General features: G+C 40.0%; 18 protein-coding genes. 13 read left to right on the top strand and 5 right to left on the bottom strand.

The features are described 5' to 3' along the window. Positions 1-47: 47 nt before the first annotated feature. Complete coding sequence (modA, locus tag B9A58_RS04235; RefSeq protein WP_084371170.1) at positions 48-815, bottom strand: molybdate ABC transporter substrate-binding protein; 768 nt, start codon at positions 813-815, stop codon at positions 48-50. Positions 816-1,474: 659 nt separating this feature from the next. Between modA and B9A58_RS04230 the strand changes: the two genes are divergently transcribed. The 3 genes from B9A58_RS04230 to B9A58_RS04220 all read left to right on the top strand — a co-directional run bounded on the left by B9A58_RS04230 (position 1,475) and on the right by B9A58_RS04220 (position 3,926). Then, positions 1,475-2,734 carry a pyridoxal phosphate-dependent decarboxylase family protein gene (locus B9A58_RS04230; protein ID WP_317042052.1) on the top strand — a complete coding sequence of 420 codons (1,260 nt, stop codon included), beginning with the start codon at positions 1,475-1,477 and terminating at the stop codon, positions 2,732-2,734. Further along, positions 2,731-3,105 (top strand): DUF423 domain-containing protein, encoded by a 375-nt coding sequence (locus B9A58_RS04225; protein WP_084371168.1) that lies wholly within the window; start codon positions 2,731-2,733, stop codon positions 3,103-3,105. The genes B9A58_RS04230 and B9A58_RS04225 overlap by 4 nt, the downstream gene beginning before the upstream one ends. A gap of 92 nt (positions 3,106-3,197) precedes the next feature. Then, the gene (locus B9A58_RS04220) at positions 3,198-3,926 is read left to right on the top strand and encodes a hypothetical protein (RefSeq protein ID WP_084371167.1); all 729 of its coding nucleotides are present in this window, start codon (positions 3,198-3,200) and stop codon (positions 3,924-3,926) included. Between the two features lie 72 nt (positions 3,927-3,998). Here the strand turns inward: B9A58_RS04220 and gyrB are convergent, their stop codons facing one another. Further along, positions 3,999-5,969 carry a DNA topoisomerase (ATP-hydrolyzing) subunit B gene (gene gyrB / locus B9A58_RS04215; protein WP_084371166.1) on the bottom strand — a complete coding sequence of 657 codons (1,971 nt, stop codon included), beginning with the start codon at positions 5,967-5,969 and terminating at the stop codon, positions 3,999-4,001. A gap of 240 nt (positions 5,970-6,209) precedes the next feature. On the opposite strand from gyrB, the gene murB reads away from it, so the two are divergent. The 4 genes from murB (at position 6,210) to B9A58_RS04195 (ending at position 11,077) form a co-directional block, all read left to right on the top strand. Next, positions 6,210-7,229, top strand: a complete 1,020-nt coding sequence (murB, locus tag B9A58_RS04210) for a UDP-N-acetylmuramate dehydrogenase (protein WP_084371165.1) — start codon at positions 6,210-6,212, stop codon at positions 7,227-7,229. 64 nt (positions 7,230-7,293) lie between these two features. Next, positions 7,294-7,851 (top strand): TetR/AcrR family transcriptional regulator, encoded by a 558-nt coding sequence (locus tag B9A58_RS04205; protein WP_084371164.1) that lies wholly within the window; start codon positions 7,294-7,296, stop codon positions 7,849-7,851. Between the two features lie 5 nt (positions 7,852-7,856). Beyond that, positions 7,857-8,993 carry an MBL fold metallo-hydrolase gene (locus tag B9A58_RS04200; RefSeq protein WP_084371163.1) on the top strand — a complete coding sequence of 379 codons (1,137 nt, stop codon included), beginning with the start codon at positions 7,857-7,859 and terminating at the stop codon, positions 8,991-8,993. A gap of 215 nt (positions 8,994-9,208) precedes the next feature. Beyond that, the gene (locus B9A58_RS04195; protein WP_176214670.1) at positions 9,209-11,077 is read left to right on the top strand and encodes an ATP-binding protein; all 1,869 of its coding nucleotides are present in this window, start codon (positions 9,209-9,211) and stop codon (positions 11,075-11,077) included. 22 nt (positions 11,078-11,099) lie between these two features. On the opposite strand, the gene B9A58_RS04190 is transcribed toward B9A58_RS04195, so the two are convergent. From B9A58_RS04190 to B9A58_RS04180, 3 genes are read right to left on the bottom strand one after another with little or no spacing between them, the layout of a single operon-like run. Continuing rightward, a complete protein-coding gene (locus B9A58_RS04190; RefSeq protein WP_084371161.1) occupies positions 11,100-12,152 on the bottom strand; it encodes a vWA domain-containing protein in 1,053 nt (350 codons plus the stop codon). Continuing rightward, on the bottom strand, positions 12,145-13,038 hold the full coding sequence (locus tag B9A58_RS04185) for a hypothetical protein (protein WP_084371160.1): 894 nt from the start codon (positions 13,036-13,038) through the stop codon (positions 12,145-12,147). Before B9A58_RS04185 ends, B9A58_RS04190 begins: the two co-directional genes overlap by 8 nt. After that, the gene (locus B9A58_RS04180) at positions 13,031-13,909 is read right to left on the bottom strand and encodes a DUF58 domain-containing protein (protein WP_084371159.1); all 879 of its coding nucleotides are present in this window, start codon (positions 13,907-13,909) and stop codon (positions 13,031-13,033) included. Before B9A58_RS04180 ends, B9A58_RS04185 begins: the two co-directional genes overlap by 8 nt. 53 nt (positions 13,910-13,962) lie before the next feature. Between B9A58_RS04180 and B9A58_RS04175 the strand changes: the two genes are divergently transcribed. From B9A58_RS04175 to B9A58_RS04150, 6 genes are all read left to right on the top strand, one after another. Next, positions 13,963-14,580: a DUF4296 domain-containing protein gene (locus B9A58_RS04175; RefSeq protein ID WP_084371158.1), complete on the top strand. Its 618-nt coding sequence runs from the start codon at positions 13,963-13,965 to the stop codon at positions 14,578-14,580. A gap of 1 nt (position 14,581) precedes the next feature. Beyond that, positions 14,582-16,969 (top strand): endonuclease MutS2, encoded by a 2,388-nt coding sequence (locus B9A58_RS04170; RefSeq protein ID WP_084371157.1) that lies wholly within the window; start codon positions 14,582-14,584, stop codon positions 16,967-16,969. After that, positions 16,969-17,202 (top strand): cytochrome b5 domain-containing protein, encoded by a 234-nt coding sequence (locus B9A58_RS04165; RefSeq protein WP_084371156.1) that lies wholly within the window; start codon positions 16,969-16,971, stop codon positions 17,200-17,202. Before B9A58_RS04170 ends, B9A58_RS04165 begins: the two co-directional genes overlap by 1 nt. Positions 17,203-17,302: 100 nt before the next feature. Then, positions 17,303-18,142, top strand: a complete 840-nt coding sequence (locus B9A58_RS04160; protein WP_084371155.1) for an N-acetylglucosamine kinase — start codon at positions 17,303-17,305, stop codon at positions 18,140-18,142. Positions 18,143-18,274: 132 nt separating this feature from the next. Next, positions 18,275-19,090 (top strand): N-acetylmuramic acid 6-phosphate etherase, encoded by an 816-nt coding sequence (gene murQ, locus B9A58_RS04155; RefSeq protein WP_084371154.1) that lies wholly within the window; start codon positions 18,275-18,277, stop codon positions 19,088-19,090. After that, complete coding sequence (locus B9A58_RS04150; RefSeq protein WP_084371153.1) at positions 19,083-19,652, top strand: hypothetical protein; 570 nt, start codon at positions 19,083-19,085, stop codon at positions 19,650-19,652. The genes murQ and B9A58_RS04150 overlap by 8 nt, the downstream gene beginning before the upstream one ends. Positions 19,653-19,737 lie beyond the last annotated feature (85 nt).

The following is a 19,737-nucleotide window of genomic DNA, read 5'->3' as shown; positions in this document are numbered from 1 at the left end:
TTGTTGAATTGTATTTTTTGTAGATTAAATATATTAAATCTATTTTTTTATTGGACTATTAGAGTATATCCATATTGCTTGAAAATTGAGTTTGTACCTGGATCCAGAAGAAAACTCTGAAAGTTTACGGATTGTTCATTCTTAGTTTTTATCCTGCAAATGGTATGAACCAAATTTGAATCACTTTCAAGTGAATACCAATATTCAGGAACTTTAGATTCGAGTTTTATTTTGGAGGCTAGAGACGTGATTACAATATTTGCACCATGCGTGTAAATATATTGGTTTGTAATGGATACGTTATTTCCATAGATCAGCTTGGGTTTTATTTGATCTAGGATTCCAGTTTCAATGAGAAATGCCTCAGCTGCATCTCCATAAGGCGCCAGATGTGGTTGGGCTATTGCTATGGTTTGTACATCTGAGCTTTTTGCATGCAGAATAAAAGTGTCTGTATTGTCAGTAGACCAATTGCTTATGGGTTGATCTGACCAAAGGATCAATGAGCCTTTGACCAATGCTCTTGGTGGTTCTTCCAAAAAGCCTTTCTGAAATAAAAGTTGGCCATATTGCTCGTTGGCACAAATAAACAAGTCATAGGGTGCGCCGTGCATGATTTGATTGGTAAGGGTGCCTGAGGCACCAGGAATCAGTTCTAGAGTAATATCATACCTTGACTCGAAAACGCCCTTGATTTCTTCCATGGCAGGCATAAGACTGGAGGCCACTGCTACTCGAAGTATGACATCCTGACCATAGACGGTAGCGGGTAATAATAGCGTAGCACAAAGTAGGACTCGAATAAGAACTGACATGGGATAAACATAAAAAAAAACGAGGAAAACCAAAACCTCGTTTTTTTTATTATGAGAAAAATTACTGATTGAATTTCGTTTAACCCAATCATGTAATTGGTGCCAGTTTTCCTCAAATGTTAGCAATAGAAAAACCAGCAAAATGGATGTTAAATGTTTGACTTCTTAATCTGTAAGACTGCGACACTCATAAGCTCGCTTTTCTATTGTCAGATCCACCTTCCGTGCATCAACAAATTGAGAATTTAACCTTTAACACCACCTAAACAGCCAATGAAAATGATCCCCCTACTATTTTTTAAGTACTAATTTGGGCTACTAAAGGCTGTTTTTGACTTGTTTCTAATTTTTACCAATTAAATATTATGAGTTTTGAGAACGGCAAAATTTTATTATTGAATTGAAGCATATTACAGTTCTATTCGGCATTAAATACCGTAAAAAAATAGTGTCTTTTTCCCGACATTTTCGAGTTAATTTTTAAAACAAAATATTATTTTGATAAAACGACAAAAGACTACTTCAAATTCAATGAAAGCAAATAGGTATAATCAGATGAAGAAGGTAATTCTTGAAAATCTGAAAGTAGGAGGCATATTTTCTGGATTGATAGTTTTTATGATAAGGATCATTCTTGCCAAATGACTTGATGTGTAGTTTTGCAAAAAAAAAAGGAAAACGATTTTATGCATTGGGAAAAATATAGCAGACAAAGGATTAGAGATATAGCCTTTAGCGCCATTGGCAAAAATTTGAACTATAGGGACTCTCCACCTATTGGCTTGCCAGCTTCATATCTGGATCCCAAGGTTTTTTATTCTGACGCCCCCTTTCTAAGTGAAGCTCCATTTATGAGTACCATGGTTGCTAATCCCAATCATATTGGCTGCCATACGATGGGAGACTCTGAGCCAGTGTTTAGTGGTACACAGGCATTAGAGCGTGAGCTTATTGAAATCTGTGCAACTCAAATTTTTGATGCTTTACCTGATGCTGTGGATGGATATGTAGCATCTGGTGGTACTGAAGCGAATATTCAGGCATTTTGGGTGTTAAGAAATTACTTCATTGAGGAATGCCATGCAGCACATCAACAGATCGCTATGGTCTATTCCGAAGATGCGCATTACTCCATGCCCAAGGGTGCCAATCTGCTGAATGTAAAGTCCATTGTTGCTAAAGTAAACAGTGAGAGTAGATTGATAGATTTGGCTGGCTTAGAGCAGCAGCTGGTAGAAGCCAAAATGGAGGGTGTTAAACACTTTATCCTGGTGATGAACATGTCTACCACTATGTTTGGATCTGTAGATGATATAGCGGCTGCCGTCAGTTTATTTGAGTCCATGGCATTGAGTTTTAAAATTCATGTAGATGGCGCTTATGGTGGATTTATTTACCCATTTTCTGCTCGTGACCCTTTGTATTCATTTCAAAACAAACATGTATTTTCATTTTCCCTTGATGCTCACAAGATGCTGTTGTCTCCATACGGCACTGGGATCGCTTTGATTAGAAAAGGCCACATCAAATATGCCATGACGAAAGAGGCCAATTACGTAAAGGGCAAGGACTATACGCTTGTAGGAAGTAGATCAGGAGCTAATGCCGTGGCGATTTGGATGATATTGCGTGCTTATGGATCTGACGGATGGACTTCCAAGATTCAGGAGTTGCTTGAAAGGACAGATTGGCTGTGCGAGCAACTGGCTAAGCGTGGCATTGTGTTTTACAGACATCCTAAAATGAATATTGTCACATTGAAGCCAGATCTGATTGATCATGCTTTAGCAGAAAAGTATTTCCTGGTACCTGATGATCACGATGCGCCATCCTGGTGGAAAATTGTAGTGATGGATCATGTGACAGAAGGAGTACTCGATCATTTCTTGCTAGACTTGGATAAAACTTTAGAAAAATGAATAAAAACGCATTAGTAAGTGGTGCCGTATTGGGTCTGCTATCTGTGATGATAGGTGCTTTTGGCGCTCATGCATTAAAAGATATTTTGCTCACCAATGGCCGAATGGATGTTTATGAAACAGCTGTGAAGTATCAGTTTTATCATGCGATAGTATTGCTGATAGTTGGTATGCTAGCTGAAAAGCTTCAAGGGCCTTGGGTTAAAAGAGCGACTTTTTGCTTTGCTGGTGGAGTAGTTGTATTTAGTGGCTCGCTGTATGTGCTGAGTGTGACCAATATGGGTTGGTTAGGAGCGATCACACCAGTAGGCGGTCTGCTGTTGATTTGTGGGTGGGCTTGCTTGTTGATCGGAATTATGAAGATAGATTGAGATTGACTAAATTTAGTCCGAGACTAACGCTTCTGAGACTTTAGCATTAGTAGTGTGAAGTTTTAGAAATTGTTTAACCAAAACTTATCCGTATGAAAAATCAATTTTCAATTCTATTAATTTTAAGTATCATATTTTTTTCCTCATGCAGTGAAGATGATGAAAATGGTTCGGAGTTTGGCGATCTTCCAGAAGAGTTGTTAGGTACCTGGGGCTCTGTGGATTTGACTTCTACGGGTTGCACGACTGCGAGTGATAATGGTTCTTGCTCTGTGGGTTGCCTGACTGTTACATTTAGCTCAGGCGGTATTTTTACTGGACAGTTTTACAATGAAGTAATAGGCGGAACCGTAACTGCCAATGACAATACACTGAAACTGTGTGATTCCTCTGGCTTTTGTAATGAAATCACGTATTCCATTAGTGGGGATCTTGTCGAAATTACATGGACTGATAGTATAGATGGGTGTACCTATAAAGGTGTCATTGCTTTAGTAGGTTTCCCCAGTGAATTAGTAGGTACCTGGATATCAAACAGTGCGTCTGCCACTGGCTGTGATGATTCTTCGGATAATGGGACGTGCGAGCAAGATTGTCTGTCGTACACCTTTCAAACCACGGGTGCTTTCAATGGGACATTTGCTAATGAACCTGAAAGAACGGGATTTGGATACACAATTGGTTCTGATCTTTTTTTATGTTGGTCAGGTGAGTTTTCTTGTCAAGAAATTAGCTACAGTGTATCTGGTGATTCTGGTAGTGTATCCTGGGAAGACAATGAAGATGGTTGTTCTTATGAAGCTGATATTTCAAAACAGTAGTACATAGAGACTAATCCATAAAAAAGGCTTTCAGAATTTCTGAAAGCCTTTTTTATGGATGCCCAAACTGGATCAAACGTCCACTTTAGCATATTTAGCATTCTTTTCAATGAACTCTCTACGTGGAGCCACTTCGTCTCCCATAAGCACTGAGAATAAGTGATCTGCCTCAGCAGCAGACTCTATGGTCACCTGCTTCAAACTTCTGTGCTCAGGGTTCATAGTAGTTGTCCAAAGTTGCTCTGGGTTCATTTCACCAAGACCTTTGTAACGCTGCAAGCCTACAGCGTCTTCTTTGCCGTCGCCAGCCAATTCCTTGGTGACTCTTTCTCTGTCGTCTTCAGACCAGGCATAACGTTCCTGCTTTCCTTTTTTCAACAAGTAAAGAGGAGGAAGGGCAATGTACAAATAGCCATTGTCGATCAAGTCTCTCATATATCTGAAGAAAAAGGTCAAAATCAACGTACGAATGTGACTGCCGTCAATATCGGCATCCGTCATGATGATCACTTTATGATATCTCAATTTTTCCATGTTGAGTGCCTTTGGATCTTCTTCAGTTCCAAATTTCACACCCAGGGCAGTGATCATATTCTTAATCTCTTCGTTTTCGTAGATTCTGTGCTCTTGTGCTTTTTCTACATTAAGAATTTTACCTCTAAGTGGAAGGATAGCTTGAAATTTTCTATCTCGACCTTGTTTTGCTGATCCACCAGCTGAATCTCCCTCTACTAGATAAAGCTCACATTCTGCCGCATCCCTAGACGAGCAGTCAGCCAATTTACCGGGTAGGCCTGTGCCAGACATGACATTTTTTCGCTGAACCATTTCACGCGCTTTTCGAGCAGCTTGCCTGGCTTGTGCAGCCAAAATGACCTTTTGTACAATCAGACGAGCTTCTTTTGGATGCTCTTCGAGATAATTGTTCAGAATTTCACTGACACTGGTATCCACAGCACCCATGGCATCTGAGTTGCCCAATTTCGTCTTAGTCTGACCTTCAAATTGTGGCTCTTGTACTTTTACAGAAATAATCGCGGTAAGGCCTTCTCTAAAGTCATCACCTACGATCTCTACCTTGGCCTTTTCGAGTAGACCTGATTTGTCCGCATACGATTTCAACGTTCTGGTCAAAGCTCTTCTAAAACCAGCTACATGAGTACCACCTTCGATCGTGTTGATGTTGTTCACATAAGAAACCACATTTTCTGTATATGAGGTATTATAGGTAAGAGCCACCTGAACAGGAATATCTCCTTTTTCGCCCTCCATATAGACAGGATCTGGAATCAGCTTCTCTCTTGATCCATCTAGATAATTTACAAATTCAACAAGCCCTCCTTCAGAAAAGAAATCCTCTCCAATGAAATTTCCTTCTTCGTCTTTTTCTCTTTTGTCGGTTAGATTAATTTTAATTCCGGCATTAAGGAATGAAAGCTCTCTAAGTCTGGTAGCTACAGTTTCATATTTATACTCACTTACCGTGAAAATTTCAGTATCTGGCAGAAAATGAACAAATGTGCCAGTGATATCCGTTTTGCCAGTTTCCTTTACAGAATACTTCGGAACACCTTTTGAATATTCTTGCTTAAATATTTTACCACCTCTGTGGACGGTCACTTCTAGCATGGAAGACAGTGCGTTCACACATGATACACCCACACCATGGAGTCCACCAGAAACTTTATAGGTATCTTTATCGAACTTACCGCCAGCGTGAAGTACGGTCATTACTACTTCCAAAGCAGATCGGCCTTCCTTTTCGTGCATGTCAGTAGGAATACCACGACCATTATCTGAGACAGAAATCGAATTGTCTTCATTAATAGTTACAGTAATGGTGTCACAATGTCCAGCTAGGGCTTCATCAATTGAGTTGTCTACTACTTCCCATACCATGTGATGGAGTCCTTTGAATCCAACATCGCCAATGTACATGGCTGGTCGTTTTCTTACGGCCTCTAATCCTTCAAGTACTGTGATATTACTGGCTGAGTAGTCGCCTTTTTGTGCTCCGCTCGGTTTCTTCTTTTCTTCGCTCATTTCACGTGTTTATTAATCTTTTTTCGGGTTCCGAAATTGCCTGAGAAAACTGCTCATCTGGCACCTGTCCAAAATTCATTTGTAGGACACGATTTACCCGAATAAAATCTGCCAAAAATACGAAAATATGACTCCCCAAACGGTCGTTTTTTTAACATTTTTAATGGAATCACTGAGATAATTTTTTTGGTTGGGTAAATTGCACGAGAGAATTATACTTTTTCGAATTATCGATCTTTCATGCCGAATATTTTAAAGCAAGCCCCACTCAAAAAATACAATACTTTCGGAATAGAATCAGTTGCTCAGCAATTGATTGAAGTGACTAATAATCAGGAAATTAAGGAGGCCATTGAATGGGCCATAGACAAAGATTTGGAGCCAATTTTTTTGGGCGGAGGGTCGAATGTATTATTTACTCAGCATGTATATCCATTGGTCATCATTAATAGGGTGACGGGAATTAAAAAATTGGATGAAGATGAGGATTTTGTATGGGTAGAGGCAGGTGCAGGAGAGGTATGGCACAACTTGGTGCTGTATTGTATCAAAATGGGATGGGGAGGAGTTGAAAACTTGTCTTTGATTCCTGGGACAGTAGGCGCAGCACCTATGCAAAATATTGGAGCTTATGGTGTAGAGATAAAGGAGGTATTCGAGTCTCTTGAAGCCATCAATCTAGCTTCATTAGAAGAAGAGAAGTTCACGAACTCAGATTGTGAATTCGCATATCGCGAGAGCATCTTTAAAAAGGACTTGAAGGGCAAGTATTTCATTACTTCCATTGTCTTGAAGTTGATGAAGAAGCATAAAGTCAATATCAGCTATGGTGCCATTGCAGATGTACTCGCTCAAGAGGGCATATCTAATCCTACGATTAAGCAGGTCAGTGATGCTGTAATTCAGATCAGAGCGTCAAAATTGCCAAACCCAGCTGAGATTGGGAATGCTGGCAGCTTCTTTAAAAACCCAGTGATTGGCGTTGATCATTTTGTTGATTTAAAAAAGAAATATCCCAATATGCCCAGCTATGCACAACCAGATGGTCAGGTGAAAGTGCCTGCCGGATGGCTGATAGAGCAATGCGGCTGGAAAGGAAGCAAAGAAGGAGAAATAGGTGTGCATAAGAACCAAGCCCTGGTATTAGTCAATTATGGTCAGGGTACAGGCCATGAGATAAAAGACCTTGCCATGAGGATCAAAACTTCAGTCAACAAGAAGTTTAATATTGAAATAATTCCTGAAGTGAACATTATTTGATTTTTTGAAATTGATTTGAACCTTATTTTAATCTTTTCGTTTATTGACTGAGTAATCACTCAGTATGACAAAAAGAGAAAAAATCATTCACTCTGCCATCCAATTATTTTGTTCGCTAGGTTTTCAAAATACTTCTACCACAAAAATCACAAAGGATGCTGGGGTAGGTACGGGTACTTTGTTTTTGTACTTCAAGTCCAAAGATGAATTAGTGAATTCCATTTATATGGAAATCAAAAGAGAGATGATGGCATTTCATCTGGTTTTTGCGGATCAGGCACTTTCGTTTAAGGATCAATTAAATGGTTTTTGGGTAGATGTGGTGAGTTGGGGAATCAGCAATCCAGACAAGTTCAAGTTCATGATGCAATTCAAAAACTCGCCCTATATCTCACAACTCACAGTGCAAGAGCTTCAGGAGGAGCATCAATTTGTTGAAGGCGTAATGAAACAGGCTGCAAAAGACGGAGTGATCATAGATCAGCCATTTGAATTTTTGATTACTGTATTCACCAGTCAGTTTAATGCCATCATCCAATACTTGAGTACACAAGATGGACGAATACATCAGGAAATGATTCAAACTTCTTTTGATGTTTTGTGGAACGGAATTAAAAAATAATTGAAATGTTTAAAATATTAAAAATGACTTTATTAACCATTTTTTTGGCTGTATTGGCCGTTGGGATACTGGTAGTAGTTTTCTTTAAAACCGCTCCTCAAATTGGCGAACCCGCATCTGGCAAACGCCTGGAAGAAGTAAAGGCCTCGCCTCAATACAGGGATGGGAAATTTTATAATTCTGTTCAAACAGATACTGAGTTCCCAATCTCTAAATATATCAAGGTGATGTATCAATTTGCGACTCAGACGAAAGGGAGAGAACCAGAGGAGAAGATAGAAACCTTTGCCTTTGATGCGCAGAAATGGATTGATCGAGATGAGAATGAAATCATGTTGAGCTGGTTTGGTCACTCTTCTGCGCTGATTAAAATTGATGGAAAGACTATTCTTGCTGATCCTGTCTTTGGTGAGCGGGCTTCCATGTTTTCGTTCATGGGACCAAAGAAATTTGCCTTCAGTCATCAGATGGATGTGAATCAATTGCCTGATGTTGATTTGGTTATCATTTCCCACGATCATTACGACCATTTGGATTACCCTACAATTTCCCAGCTAAAGGATAAAGTCAAATTGTTTTACGTACCACTTGGGGTAGCCTCACATTTAGAAAGTTGGGGGATATCTGCCGAAAACATAAAGACTTTTGATTGGTGGGATGAAGCCAGTTTGGATGAAAATGTCAAGCTGACATTTGCGCCCACCCGACATTTTTCTGGAAGGGGATTGACTGATAAGTTTACAACCCTATGGGGCTCATGGGTGATTGAGGGAAGTGGTCAGAAGCTGTATTTCAGCGGAGATTCAGGGTATTTTCCTGGCTTCAAGGAGATTGGGAAGAAATTTGGAGGGTTTGACTTGGCACTGATGGAGTGTGGCGCTTACAACAGAGAAAATTGGCCTGACATTCACATGCTTCCCGAGCAGTCTGTTCAGGCTGCCTTGGATGTTCAGGCAAGGATTGCCATGCCCATTCATTGGGGTAAATTTAATTTGGCCCTGCACTTATGGAAAGACCCCATTCAACGATTCATAAAAGCGGCACAGTTGAATAATCTGCAGACCCATACGCCCATAATGGGAGATGTATTGATTATTCCATCTGAAACAAAAAAATCAGAATGGTGGGAAAATTATAAATAGAATGAAAACTTCCTCAGAGCCTTTAACCCAAAATAAATAATCAGGTAAGTCGATTATGTAGTCTATTTTTATTCTTTTTTAAGTAATTTTTAGACTAATAATTATTTGACTGTGCTATGAGGTTGAGCTTTTTGCTTTTGAGTGTGACATGTTTTTTTTCTCTTAAGACCAGTTATGTAAGCGCGGTAAGTCACACCCATTTAGACTACTTCGTTTTGGCAGACTCGTGTGCGAAAAAATTGAATTATGATTGTGCAATTGAGCTTTACAACAAAGCATTATTATTTGAAGAGGGTGATAGTAGTCTAAATAGTTATTTGTCCATTCATAACCGTATAGGTGATATATTCTACAAGCAGGGCTATTTTTCAAAGGCCAATAGTAGCTATCAACTAGTGCTAAGGAATGCAAAAGCACATGATGCCAAGGGCGCAAAAGCACGGGCTCTGATGGGTCAATCTCATATTCTGTGGAGATATGGTGACAATGTAAAATCGATTCAAAATATCCTTCAGAGTATTGACTTATTCAGATCCTTGAAGGACACATCCAATCTGGTAAGTGCATCCAATATTTTGGCCGGAATTTATGTAAGTACAGGTGAGCTCAAGAAGGCGAGTAATATTTATGAAGAAACATTGGCCATTGCCATTGCTGGGAAAGATTCAATAGGCATGGCAAGCTCTTATGAGTACAAGGGAGTTGTAAGGTCATTTAAAGAGCAGTATTCAGAAGCTATTAAATTCTATCTGAAATCTTTGTCTATCAATTTGAAAATTGGAAATGAAGTGGACGCAGGTATCACGTATGCGAATATTGGTGAGGCCTATTTGCGCCTCTCAGACTATAAAAATGCGTTGGAATACCTCAAGACCTCGGAAGAAATTCTTACTAAGCACAACTTTAACTCGGGACTGATATTTGTCCATTATTGTGCAGGAGAGAGCCATATGAGATTAGGTGAATTCTCCAATGCACACAAAAGATTTGATCAGAGTCTTGAACTGATTGAATTGACTGGTGAGTCTAGAGAGTTGTCCACAGTGCTAAACCTTAAAGCAGAATGCTTTGCACTAGAGGGCAAATTCGAGAGTGCTTATAACCTGCACAAAGTATACACTGTAGCCAAGGATTCACTAAATGCCTCCAACCAGAATGACCAACTCATGCAAATCATGAGTCAATATGAATTTGAAAAGCAAGAACAAGAGAACCTCCATCTTCAGCAAGAAAATGAAATCAAAGCGCAGGAATTAGACGCTCAACAATCTATTATTAAGTTGCAATATGTCATTGGAGGAATCATGTTTCTTTTCCTGACAGTTGTGATCTACCTGTTTGTAAAAATTTATAAGAACAAGGTACTTCTGGATCATGCCAATGAGACTAAAAACAAGCTCTTTGGGTTTATTGCTCACGATATCAAATCACCTTTGGGCAATCTCCAGATGCTGGTGCACATGCTGAATGAGAATTTTTTCAAAGACAAAAAGGAGCAAGCCAGATTGCTGTCTGAACTGAGCAATTGTGCCTACTCTGTGGAGCAGTTGACAGATGATTTGATCACCTGGTCAGTAGCACAGCAAAGTGGATTGCAATTTCACCCCGAGCAGGTAGTATTAGGCGAGGTGGTAAAGGATTGTTTAGACCTTTTTCACCATCAGATAGATTTTAAAAAGGTGGTGATAGAAAATAAGGTGCCACCCTACTTAGATGTATATGTTGATCGTAAAGCACTGATGTCTATTGTAAGAAATATTGTTTCGAATGCCATAAAATTCTCTGAAACAGGTGGCCTCATTGTGCTGAACGCTGATGAATCAAAAAACAAGAAATCTGGTGAAGCCATGATAGAGCTGAGGTGCAAGGACGAAGGAGTAGGGATGCTCAAAGAAAAAGTGGATTCACTGGTATCGTCTAGTGAGATAGAAACCACCAGAGGTACGGCTAATGAAAAGGGAAGTGGGTTAGGACTGAATTTGGTGAAGGAATTTGTAAGAAAGTCTCATGGCTATATCAAAATCAAAAGCAAGCCAAATGCGGGAACAAAATTCTCAGTATTTCTTCCAGCAGTTAAGAACTGAAAATTAAACTTCATTCAACGGGTCAATCCTGCAACACATTGCTGACAAATGTTGACTTCAGCATCATCCAAAATAGGAAGAAGACAATGGCCCATTTGAGGTAAATGGGATAAAAATCTGTTGTGTCTCTGAAGCGATTTTCTTTAATTTCTGCCTTTTCGTACTTGTCAATCAACTGAAATACACTTTCTAGTGCTTTGTTGTCAGATACACGGTAGAATTGCCCATGACCTATATCTGCAATCTTGCGAAGGGTAGTTTCGTCAAGTGTATTTTCAACATATCTGGTACGTCCAAAAAAATCTTTGCCGAACGGTACCTTACCTTCTTTGCCAATCGCGATGGTATATATTTTGATATCGTAAGCGCTTGCCAGTTCTGCAGCTGTAATAGGGTCTATATTCCCCGCTGTATTGTCTCCGTCACTGAGCAAAATCATCACTTTAGATTTAGAGTCTGATTCTCTCATTCTGTTGGTGGCCACTGCCAGAGAACTCCCGATAGCAGTTCCTCCTTTTTCAATCAAATCAAACGAAATTCCGTCAATGTATTCACCCAATAAATCATAATCGGAAGTCAGTGGAGATCTGGAATAAGCCTCTCCAGAAAAAACTACCAATCCTATCCTGTCTTGAAATCTGCCTGCAATAAACTTTCGAGCCACATCCTTGGCTGCTTCCAGTCGATTTGGCTTAAAATCTTCTATCTGCATAGATTCAGAGATGTCTATGACAAGCATGATGTCAATACCTTCTGTCCATTGCTCCACTTTTTCGTTAGTTTTTTGTGGACGAGCCAATGCGACTATGATTAGCGAAACAAAAACTAAAAAGATAAGGCTAGGGATATGTCTAAGTAGAGATGAGGCGCTCCATTTTATATCCTTTCTAACAAGAGCAATGGCCAGATTTTTCTTTTTACTCAAACTCCAAACCCACCAGATAAGGATAAATAGAGGGATCAATAAAAAGGCATAAAAAAGAATTGGGTTCTCCCACTGAAAATTCGAGAAGGTTACTGGTCTGAACCAGTCCAAAGAGAACCAGTTGGCTGTATTGCCTTGTTGCTCACCCATGTTTCACCTCCTTGGTTTTAGTTTGATATCTTTCCAATGTGAAGTCTTCTAACGCTTCAAAATTTTTGTGCATTTCTTCGTCCCCAATGGTACCATAGATAGACCTGTCAATCGTTTGCAAAACAGTTTTTAGTTCTTTTTCAAAGCCAACTTTCAATATTTCTTTGGAAGTGTACTTGGTAAATGGCCGATCTTCGAGCTTCTCCATGTATTTTTTCCAAGTCACCAATATTTTTTCTATCAACTGTGCATTGGTTTCACTTTGCTTGATTTTGATAATGCCTCTTTCAAATTCCAAAGAGAATTTTTCGTAAGCCCTTCTCATTCGATGCAATTTGATTTTTTTTCTAATGGCATTGCCAAAAAGGAAAAAAGCACCAATAAACAGTGTAAGCAGTATCCCCAGACCTATCATGAGATAAGGGTAATTGAAGGCATAATTCACTGCCTGATAGGTTAAATTTTCTTTGAATTTTAGCGAATCTGGCATTACGGTTACCAATTCCCTCAAAAACACCGAGTCAGGATTTGCTAAAATGATTGTACTGTCATTTCCATTCAGAAGATAGATGGGAGCTTGCAGCTTTTGTACCAGATCAACTTCAAAAGAGGACAACGTATATACCGCACTATCAAAGGCATGTGTACTATCTGTTCTGGTAGGGAAAAAGGTTTTGCCATAATACTCAAAAGGCTCAAAGTTGTAGGTAGAATCAGGAAATACAACTTGCCAATCCAAAGGGTACTTCACGGACAGTGAATACTGTACCTCTTCTCCGACCATCACGCTGTCCTTAAGAAATTTGCCATAAGGTGAAATTTCTTGGGCAGATGCAATCGAAAATATAAAGTATAATAATATGCTTGCAGAAATACGCTTACCCACTTTTTCTCATTTTATTTCTGACTTTGAATAATCTGATGAGCTTAGGTACATAGTCTTCATCTGTACGGATGTTGGCATAGTTGGCTTGGTTTCTCAAGCAAAATTTCTGAAGTTCTTCCTGACGTTCGCCATAAGTTTGATTGAGCAATCTTCTGAAAGAACCTGAAGAAGTGTTCTTCCATACGGTCTTTCCACTCTCTTGATCTTGAAGCGGAATGATCCCGAGATTAGGAAAAGAAGTTTCTCGCTTATCTGAGACCTGTATGACTACCAAGTCGTGCGCCCGAGCCAGTGCTTTGAGGTTATGCTCGTAATTTTCATCTACGAAATCTGAAATAAGAACGACTACACTTTTGCGTTTGAGCAAATTCAAGGTGAAATGTATGCCTTTGGCCAAGTCTGTTTGCTTGGATTGGGGTTCTAAATTGAAGACATTAGATACAATATTGAAAGAGTGCTTCAAGCCTTTTCCAGGCTTAACGTACTTTTCTTTTTGATCAGAAAAACAAATGAGACCCACCTGGCTATTTTCTTTTATAGCAGAGATAGAAAGCAAAGCGCAAATTTCTTTCCCAATATCCAGTTTTTGTTGTCCTTGTTTTCCAATGTTTTGAGAGGCACTGACATCCAATATGAAAAATACATTTTGTTCTTTTTCCTCTTTGAAGGTCTTTACGAAGGTTCCATGACCCTTAGCAGAAACATTCCAGTCAATGCTTCGTACATCATCTCCATATTGATAAGAGCGGACGTCGTCAAATTCCAATCCCGAACCTTTGAAAATCGAATGAAAATCCCCTTGCATCTGGGAGTTGATAGCCTTCCTGATCCTGATCTCGTATTTCCTAAGCTTCTTGAGGATGTCCTTCATTCATTGTACTTTTGAGGCGCTAAAATTAAGCCATTACTTAATATTTTGGGTTTGTGAAAAAATATTTTTTGTTAATAAATGTTATTGTAGGATTTAGCTGTAGTTCTACAGTAGATCAGCAGCCAGCAATTCCTTCTTCACAGATGGTTGAGCTGTTGATAGATATTCATATACTAGAAGCCAGAGTGGATAAGCTCAGAGTGACTAATGATTCTGCTTATGCCATATACAACACATTGGAAAGCGAAATATTTAAACAATATGATGTATCAAAAGAATACTATGAATATAGTTATCAGTATTATTTAACCAATCCAAAGCTGCTGGATCAAATTTATGGTGTGGTCGTGGATAGTTTAAATCTGATTCAGAAACGAGGCTATCAAAAACAATCAGAGCTGGCAGTACTGGACAGTGCACTGGTAGAGAAGGCCGTACTTCAAGATTTTCCCGACAAAAAAATAAAAGAGGCCAAGAAAGAATCCCTTAAATCCCTCCCTAAAGAAAAGGTGCTAAAGGCCAAAGAGAACATTCCTCTTATAGAGACACAACCTACGATAAAAAATACCACACTCCCAAGTAAAAGAGCCAAGCTCATTTCCAGAGACTCCTTGCGCGTTAGAAATAAAAACATTGCACCTGCAGAAATAACCCAAGACTCCCTCAAATAAATTGAACTACTACCCTAAAGATATAGAGGTCAAACTTGGCTTTGACAAAGTAAGGCAGTTGGTCAAGGATCGCTGTTTGAGTACGTTGGGTGAAGACTTTGTTGATCGCCTGACGCTAACTACTAATACTTCCAAGATCAATGACTGGATGGATCAGACTCGTGAATTTACCAAGATTTTAACCAGTGGTTCACCCTTTCCTCAGTCCAACTATACGGATGTTTCACCAGCACTTAAAAGATCAGAAGTGCCTGGGAGCTTTTTGGATGAAGAGGATTTTTTTGATGTGAAGTTGGTGCTCGATACACTTTTGAAGATGCTTGATTTTTTTGATCAGCATGAGGAGGAATACCCAGTGTTGGCCAGTAGAGTATCACATATCGCATTGGATAATACGCTCTACCTGTCTTTGGATAGCAAAATCGATGAGAAAGGACAGTTGAGAGACCATGCAAGTCAGGAGTTGATGTCCATCCGAAGTAGCATTTCTAAAAGTCAGGTGCGAGCCAGAACTGCTGTAAATAAAATACTGAAGGAGGCCAGTAAGCATGGCTATTGTCCTGAAGCACCTGCTCTGACCATTCGGGATGGCCGAATGGTAATTCCGGTATTAGCCGAGCACAAGCGCCATATCAAAGGGTTTGTTCATGACGAATCAGCCACAGGTCAGACCGTGTACTTGGAGCCTGCAGAAGCGTTAGAAATTAACAATGAAATTCGAGAGCTAAAATATGCTGAGCGAAGAGAGATCGTAAGAATATTAACCGTACTTACCGACCAACTAAGGGCAAACTTGCCAGAAGTTAGAAAAGCAATCAAAGTACTAGGTGTCATGGATTTTATACGTGCCAAAGCACGATTTGCCATTGATTTCAATTGTACCTGTCCAGAGCTAACCAAAAATCAAAAAATCAATTGGCAACAAGCCCGCCACCCCATATTGGAAGCAGCTCTCAAAGAACAAAATAAAAAGATTGTGCCTTTGAACCTTTCTCTGTCGAGAGAAAAGAGAATCATGCTGATTTCTGGCCCTAATGCTGGTGGAAAGTCAGTATGCATTAAAACCATTGGCTTATTGCAATATATGGCACAGTGTGGTTTGCCTGTATCAGTTTCTGAAAGTTCAGAGTTTGGAACCTTTTCCTCAGTATTTATTGATATTGGAGATGAGCAGTCTATTGAAAATGACCTGAGTACTTATAGTTCGCATTTGACGAACATGAAGCACTTTTTGGAGCAATCCTCAAGAAATACACTCTTTTTGATTGATGAATTTGGTACGGGTACAGAACCTCAGTTTGGCGGAGCCATTGCTGAAGTGGTGCTGTTGGAATTAAATAAAGCTCAAGCGTTTGGTGCCATTACCACTCATTATGGCAATTTGAAAAAAGTGGCAGACAAAGAGAAGGGTATTGTAAATGCTGCTATGAAATTCGATGTCAAAAGACTCGAACCCATGTATGAATTGGAAATCGGTAAGCCAGGAAGTTCTTTTGCTTTGGAAATCGCAGGGAAGATTGGATTGAATCCTGAAATGCTCAACAGAGCAAAGAAAAAAGCAGGAATTTCACACGTACAGTTCGATCGATTGCTTAGCGAATTGGAATCTGAAAAGAACCAAATAGAAAAGGAGAAGAAGTCTCTGGATGCTAAGAATAAGAGACTGACTGAGGCCATCAAGGACTATGAGGATCTCAAAAAATATCTGGATAAGGAAAAAACCAAAGTCTTAAAAGAAGCCAAAGAAGAGGCCGCACGCGTCATTCAGTCGTCTAATAAAAAAATTGAGGCCACCATCAAAGCCATCAAAGAATCTAAGGCCGACCAACAACGGACTGCACAGGCCAGAGAGGCACTGAAGGATCATGCGGAAAAAGTGGTAAAATCAAAAGCTGAAAAAGCACCAGAAAAAAAGATTGACACGAGCCCGATAGAAGTGGGAGACAAGGTACAGCTCAAATCAGGAGCAGTGGGCGAAGTGGAAAGGATAAAAGGAAAGCAAGTGGAGCTGCTATTGGGAGGTTTGAAGTCGAGAGTAAAGCTGAATGACCTCACCAAAATTTCTTCAAAAGAATTCAAAAAGTCAACCGAACAGCGCGTACAGCAAATGACTGGGATCAACCTCAATGATAAAATGGCCAGCTTCAGTCCCACCCTTGATATCAGAGGTGTAAGAGCTGAAGAAGCAATAGGAAAGGTAGAATATTATATAGATGATGCCTTGATGCTGGGACACAATGAGGTGAAAATTTTACATGGGAAGGGGCATGGAATACTGAGAGAATTGGTGCGAAACGTTCTCCGTGAAAACCATAAGGTGATAAGCGCCAAGGATGAACATGTGGAACATGGTGGCGCAGGTATTACAGTAGTCACACTAGATAACTAATGAGTTTGCCCAACTATACTCGCCAGCAACTCGCTCTACGAAACGGCCAGGATCGAGACGAAATCTGGGTGGCTTTCAACGGAAAAATCTATGATGTAACCAAATCCAGACTCTGGAGAGAAGGGCAGCACTATGAACACTGGGCAGGACAGGACCTGACACCAGAACTGGCTGATGCACCTCATACTGAAAAAGTGTTTGATAAGTTTGAGGTGATCGGGCGGTTAAACTAATAATCGCTCAATTATTGGTAACAAGCCCAGTGAATCTTCAATTATTTGTTATTTTCGAATCTGGCACAAGAGAAAAAGGTGCCCTAACATCAGGAAAAGTATGATTCTAATTGCAGAAAGTGGCTCTACCAAGACAGAATGGAGAATCATTGATTCTAAGCAGAATGTATTCCATGCCCGTTCAGGTGGAATCAATCCTTACTATTTGGATGCATCTGGAATTTTGGAAGTGATGCGTATGGGGCTGATCGAATATATCGAGACGCCTTTCAAGGAAGTATACTTTTATGGGGCGGGTTGCTCATCTGCCAGAAATAAACAGACCATTCGAGATTGCTTTATGCAATTGTTTCCCAATGCTAAGATTGAGATCAATCATGACATGTTGGCTGCTGCTCGCTCACTTTGTGGTATAGAACATGGCATAGCTTGTATCCTGGGTACAGGTTCCAACTCTTGCTTGTATGATGGCATTGGTATTATCGAAAATGTAAGGTCGCTGGGATACATTCTGGGTGATGAGGGCAGTGGCAATTATTTAGGTAAACAATTTCTCAAACACTATTTTAAAAAAGAGCTACCTCAAGAGATCAGGGATCAATTTGATGAAGAGTTTGGTTTAGAACCAACAGATATTTTAAACAACATCTACCACCACCACATGCCGATCTTGTATCTATCCAGTTTTTCCAAGTTCATCCATAAGTTTCTGAAAGATCCAATGATTTATCAGATGGTTTATGACGCATTCAAAAAGTTCTTGGAAGTCAATGTGATGAAGTACACAAATTATATAAACATACCTGTGCATTTTACGGGTTCTGTGGCATTCTATTATGAAGAGATACTCAGAAAAGTAGGGACTGATTTGGGTATCAATATCAAAGACATTGTAGTTGGTCCTATTGATGGGTTGACCCAGTATCATCAGCCAAAATAGTGGCTCCATCTACTCAATGGCCTTATGTAGGAGGGAGTGTTCATTCTTCTTAGTAGAGGAGACCATAGAAATTTGATAGATTTATAGTTTAAAATACTTCTCATTCACATACTAATGCTTCAAATTTGGAGCATGAGTAGCACCACAGAATCTCCATCCAATTACAATGACCTACAGCACATGTCGGTCTCTGATTTGTTGACCAACATCAATAAAGAAGACCAAACTGTACCTTTGGCTGTTGAAAAAGTTATTCCTAAAATAGAAGCACTTGTCCATCAGATAGTTAAGAAGATGTCAACTGGAGGAAGACTTTTTTACATAGGAGCAGGCACTAGCGGCAGGCTAGGTGTTGTAGATGCATCAGAAATCCCACCAACCTATGGATTGCCTCATGGACATGTGGTAGGCGTGATCGCTGGTGGGGATGGTGCCATCCGCAAATCAGTGGAGCATGCTGAAGACGATCCCAATCAGGCCTGGAAAGACCTTGTGGAATTCAATATTTCTAACCAAGATGTACTAATTGGTATTGCGGCCTCAGGTCGAACACCATACGTGATTGGTGGTTTGGCAAGAGCCAATGAAGAAGGTTTGGTCACAGGATGTATCACTTGTAACACGGGGAGCAAATTGGCAGAAACAGCTCAATTCCCTATCGAAGTAGTAGTTGGGCCAGAGTTTGTGACAGGCAGCACGCGTATGAAGGCGGGTACGGCTCAGAAGCTGGTACTCAATATGATCTCGACTGCTGTTATGATTCAATTGGGACATGTGCAGGGCAATAAGATGGTGGATATGCAGCTCAGCAATGAAAAACTAATAGATCGGGCAGTGAGAATGGTCATGGAAGAAACGGGGGTGAGCAGAGAAAAAGCAGAGGCGTTGGTGGCCTCTCAAGGCTCTGTCCGCAAGGCTATTGATCACCACAATAGCAAAGATGCATAACATAGAACCTTATAGTGGTTGGTTGAAATATTATGATTCGGCCAGTGATATCTTGTCGCCTTTTTACGGCAAAGAATACAATTACGACCTCTATTCGGATACCATTTATGGCTATTACATTGATCCAGGGTGGGATTATATAGGCTCAGAGACCCTGTATGTCAAAATGCTCTTTGTGGACTATGATCATGGTTATGCCGTGCTGGAATTCATTGGCGAGTGGAATGATGCCGTTCACAATGATGTTATGTTTCTGAAAAGAAATCTGGTGGATGAAATCCAACTGGAGGGTGTGAATAAATACATCTTGATAGGAGAAAATGTACTCAACTTTCATGGCTCAGACGATAGCTACTATGAAGAGTGGCTGGAAGATGTAGAAGACGGCTGGATAGTAGGAATAGGCTTCCGTGACTTTGTGATAGACGAAATGAATAACTATAACGTAGATGGTTATATCAATTTTGGTGGCCCATTAGAAATCACCAACTGGCGTACGCTCAAACCAATGACCCTCTGTCAACGCGTGGATGAGTTGGTGATGAGACGGTTGGGGATGTGAATTCAAAATGTGATGAGTGTACCACCATTTCTGATGGTACTAATTTTGAATTAGTGGGACAGTTAAAAATAGCTTGTTTGCTATT

This window comes from Reichenbachiella faecimaris (assembly GCF_900176375.1).
In the GTDB taxonomy this organism is placed as follows: domain Bacteria; phylum Bacteroidota; class Bacteroidia; order Cytophagales; family Cyclobacteriaceae; genus Reichenbachiella; species Reichenbachiella faecimaris.
Note: the sequence above shows the minus strand (reverse complement) of the source record. Positions and strands in the feature narration are given on the sequence as shown.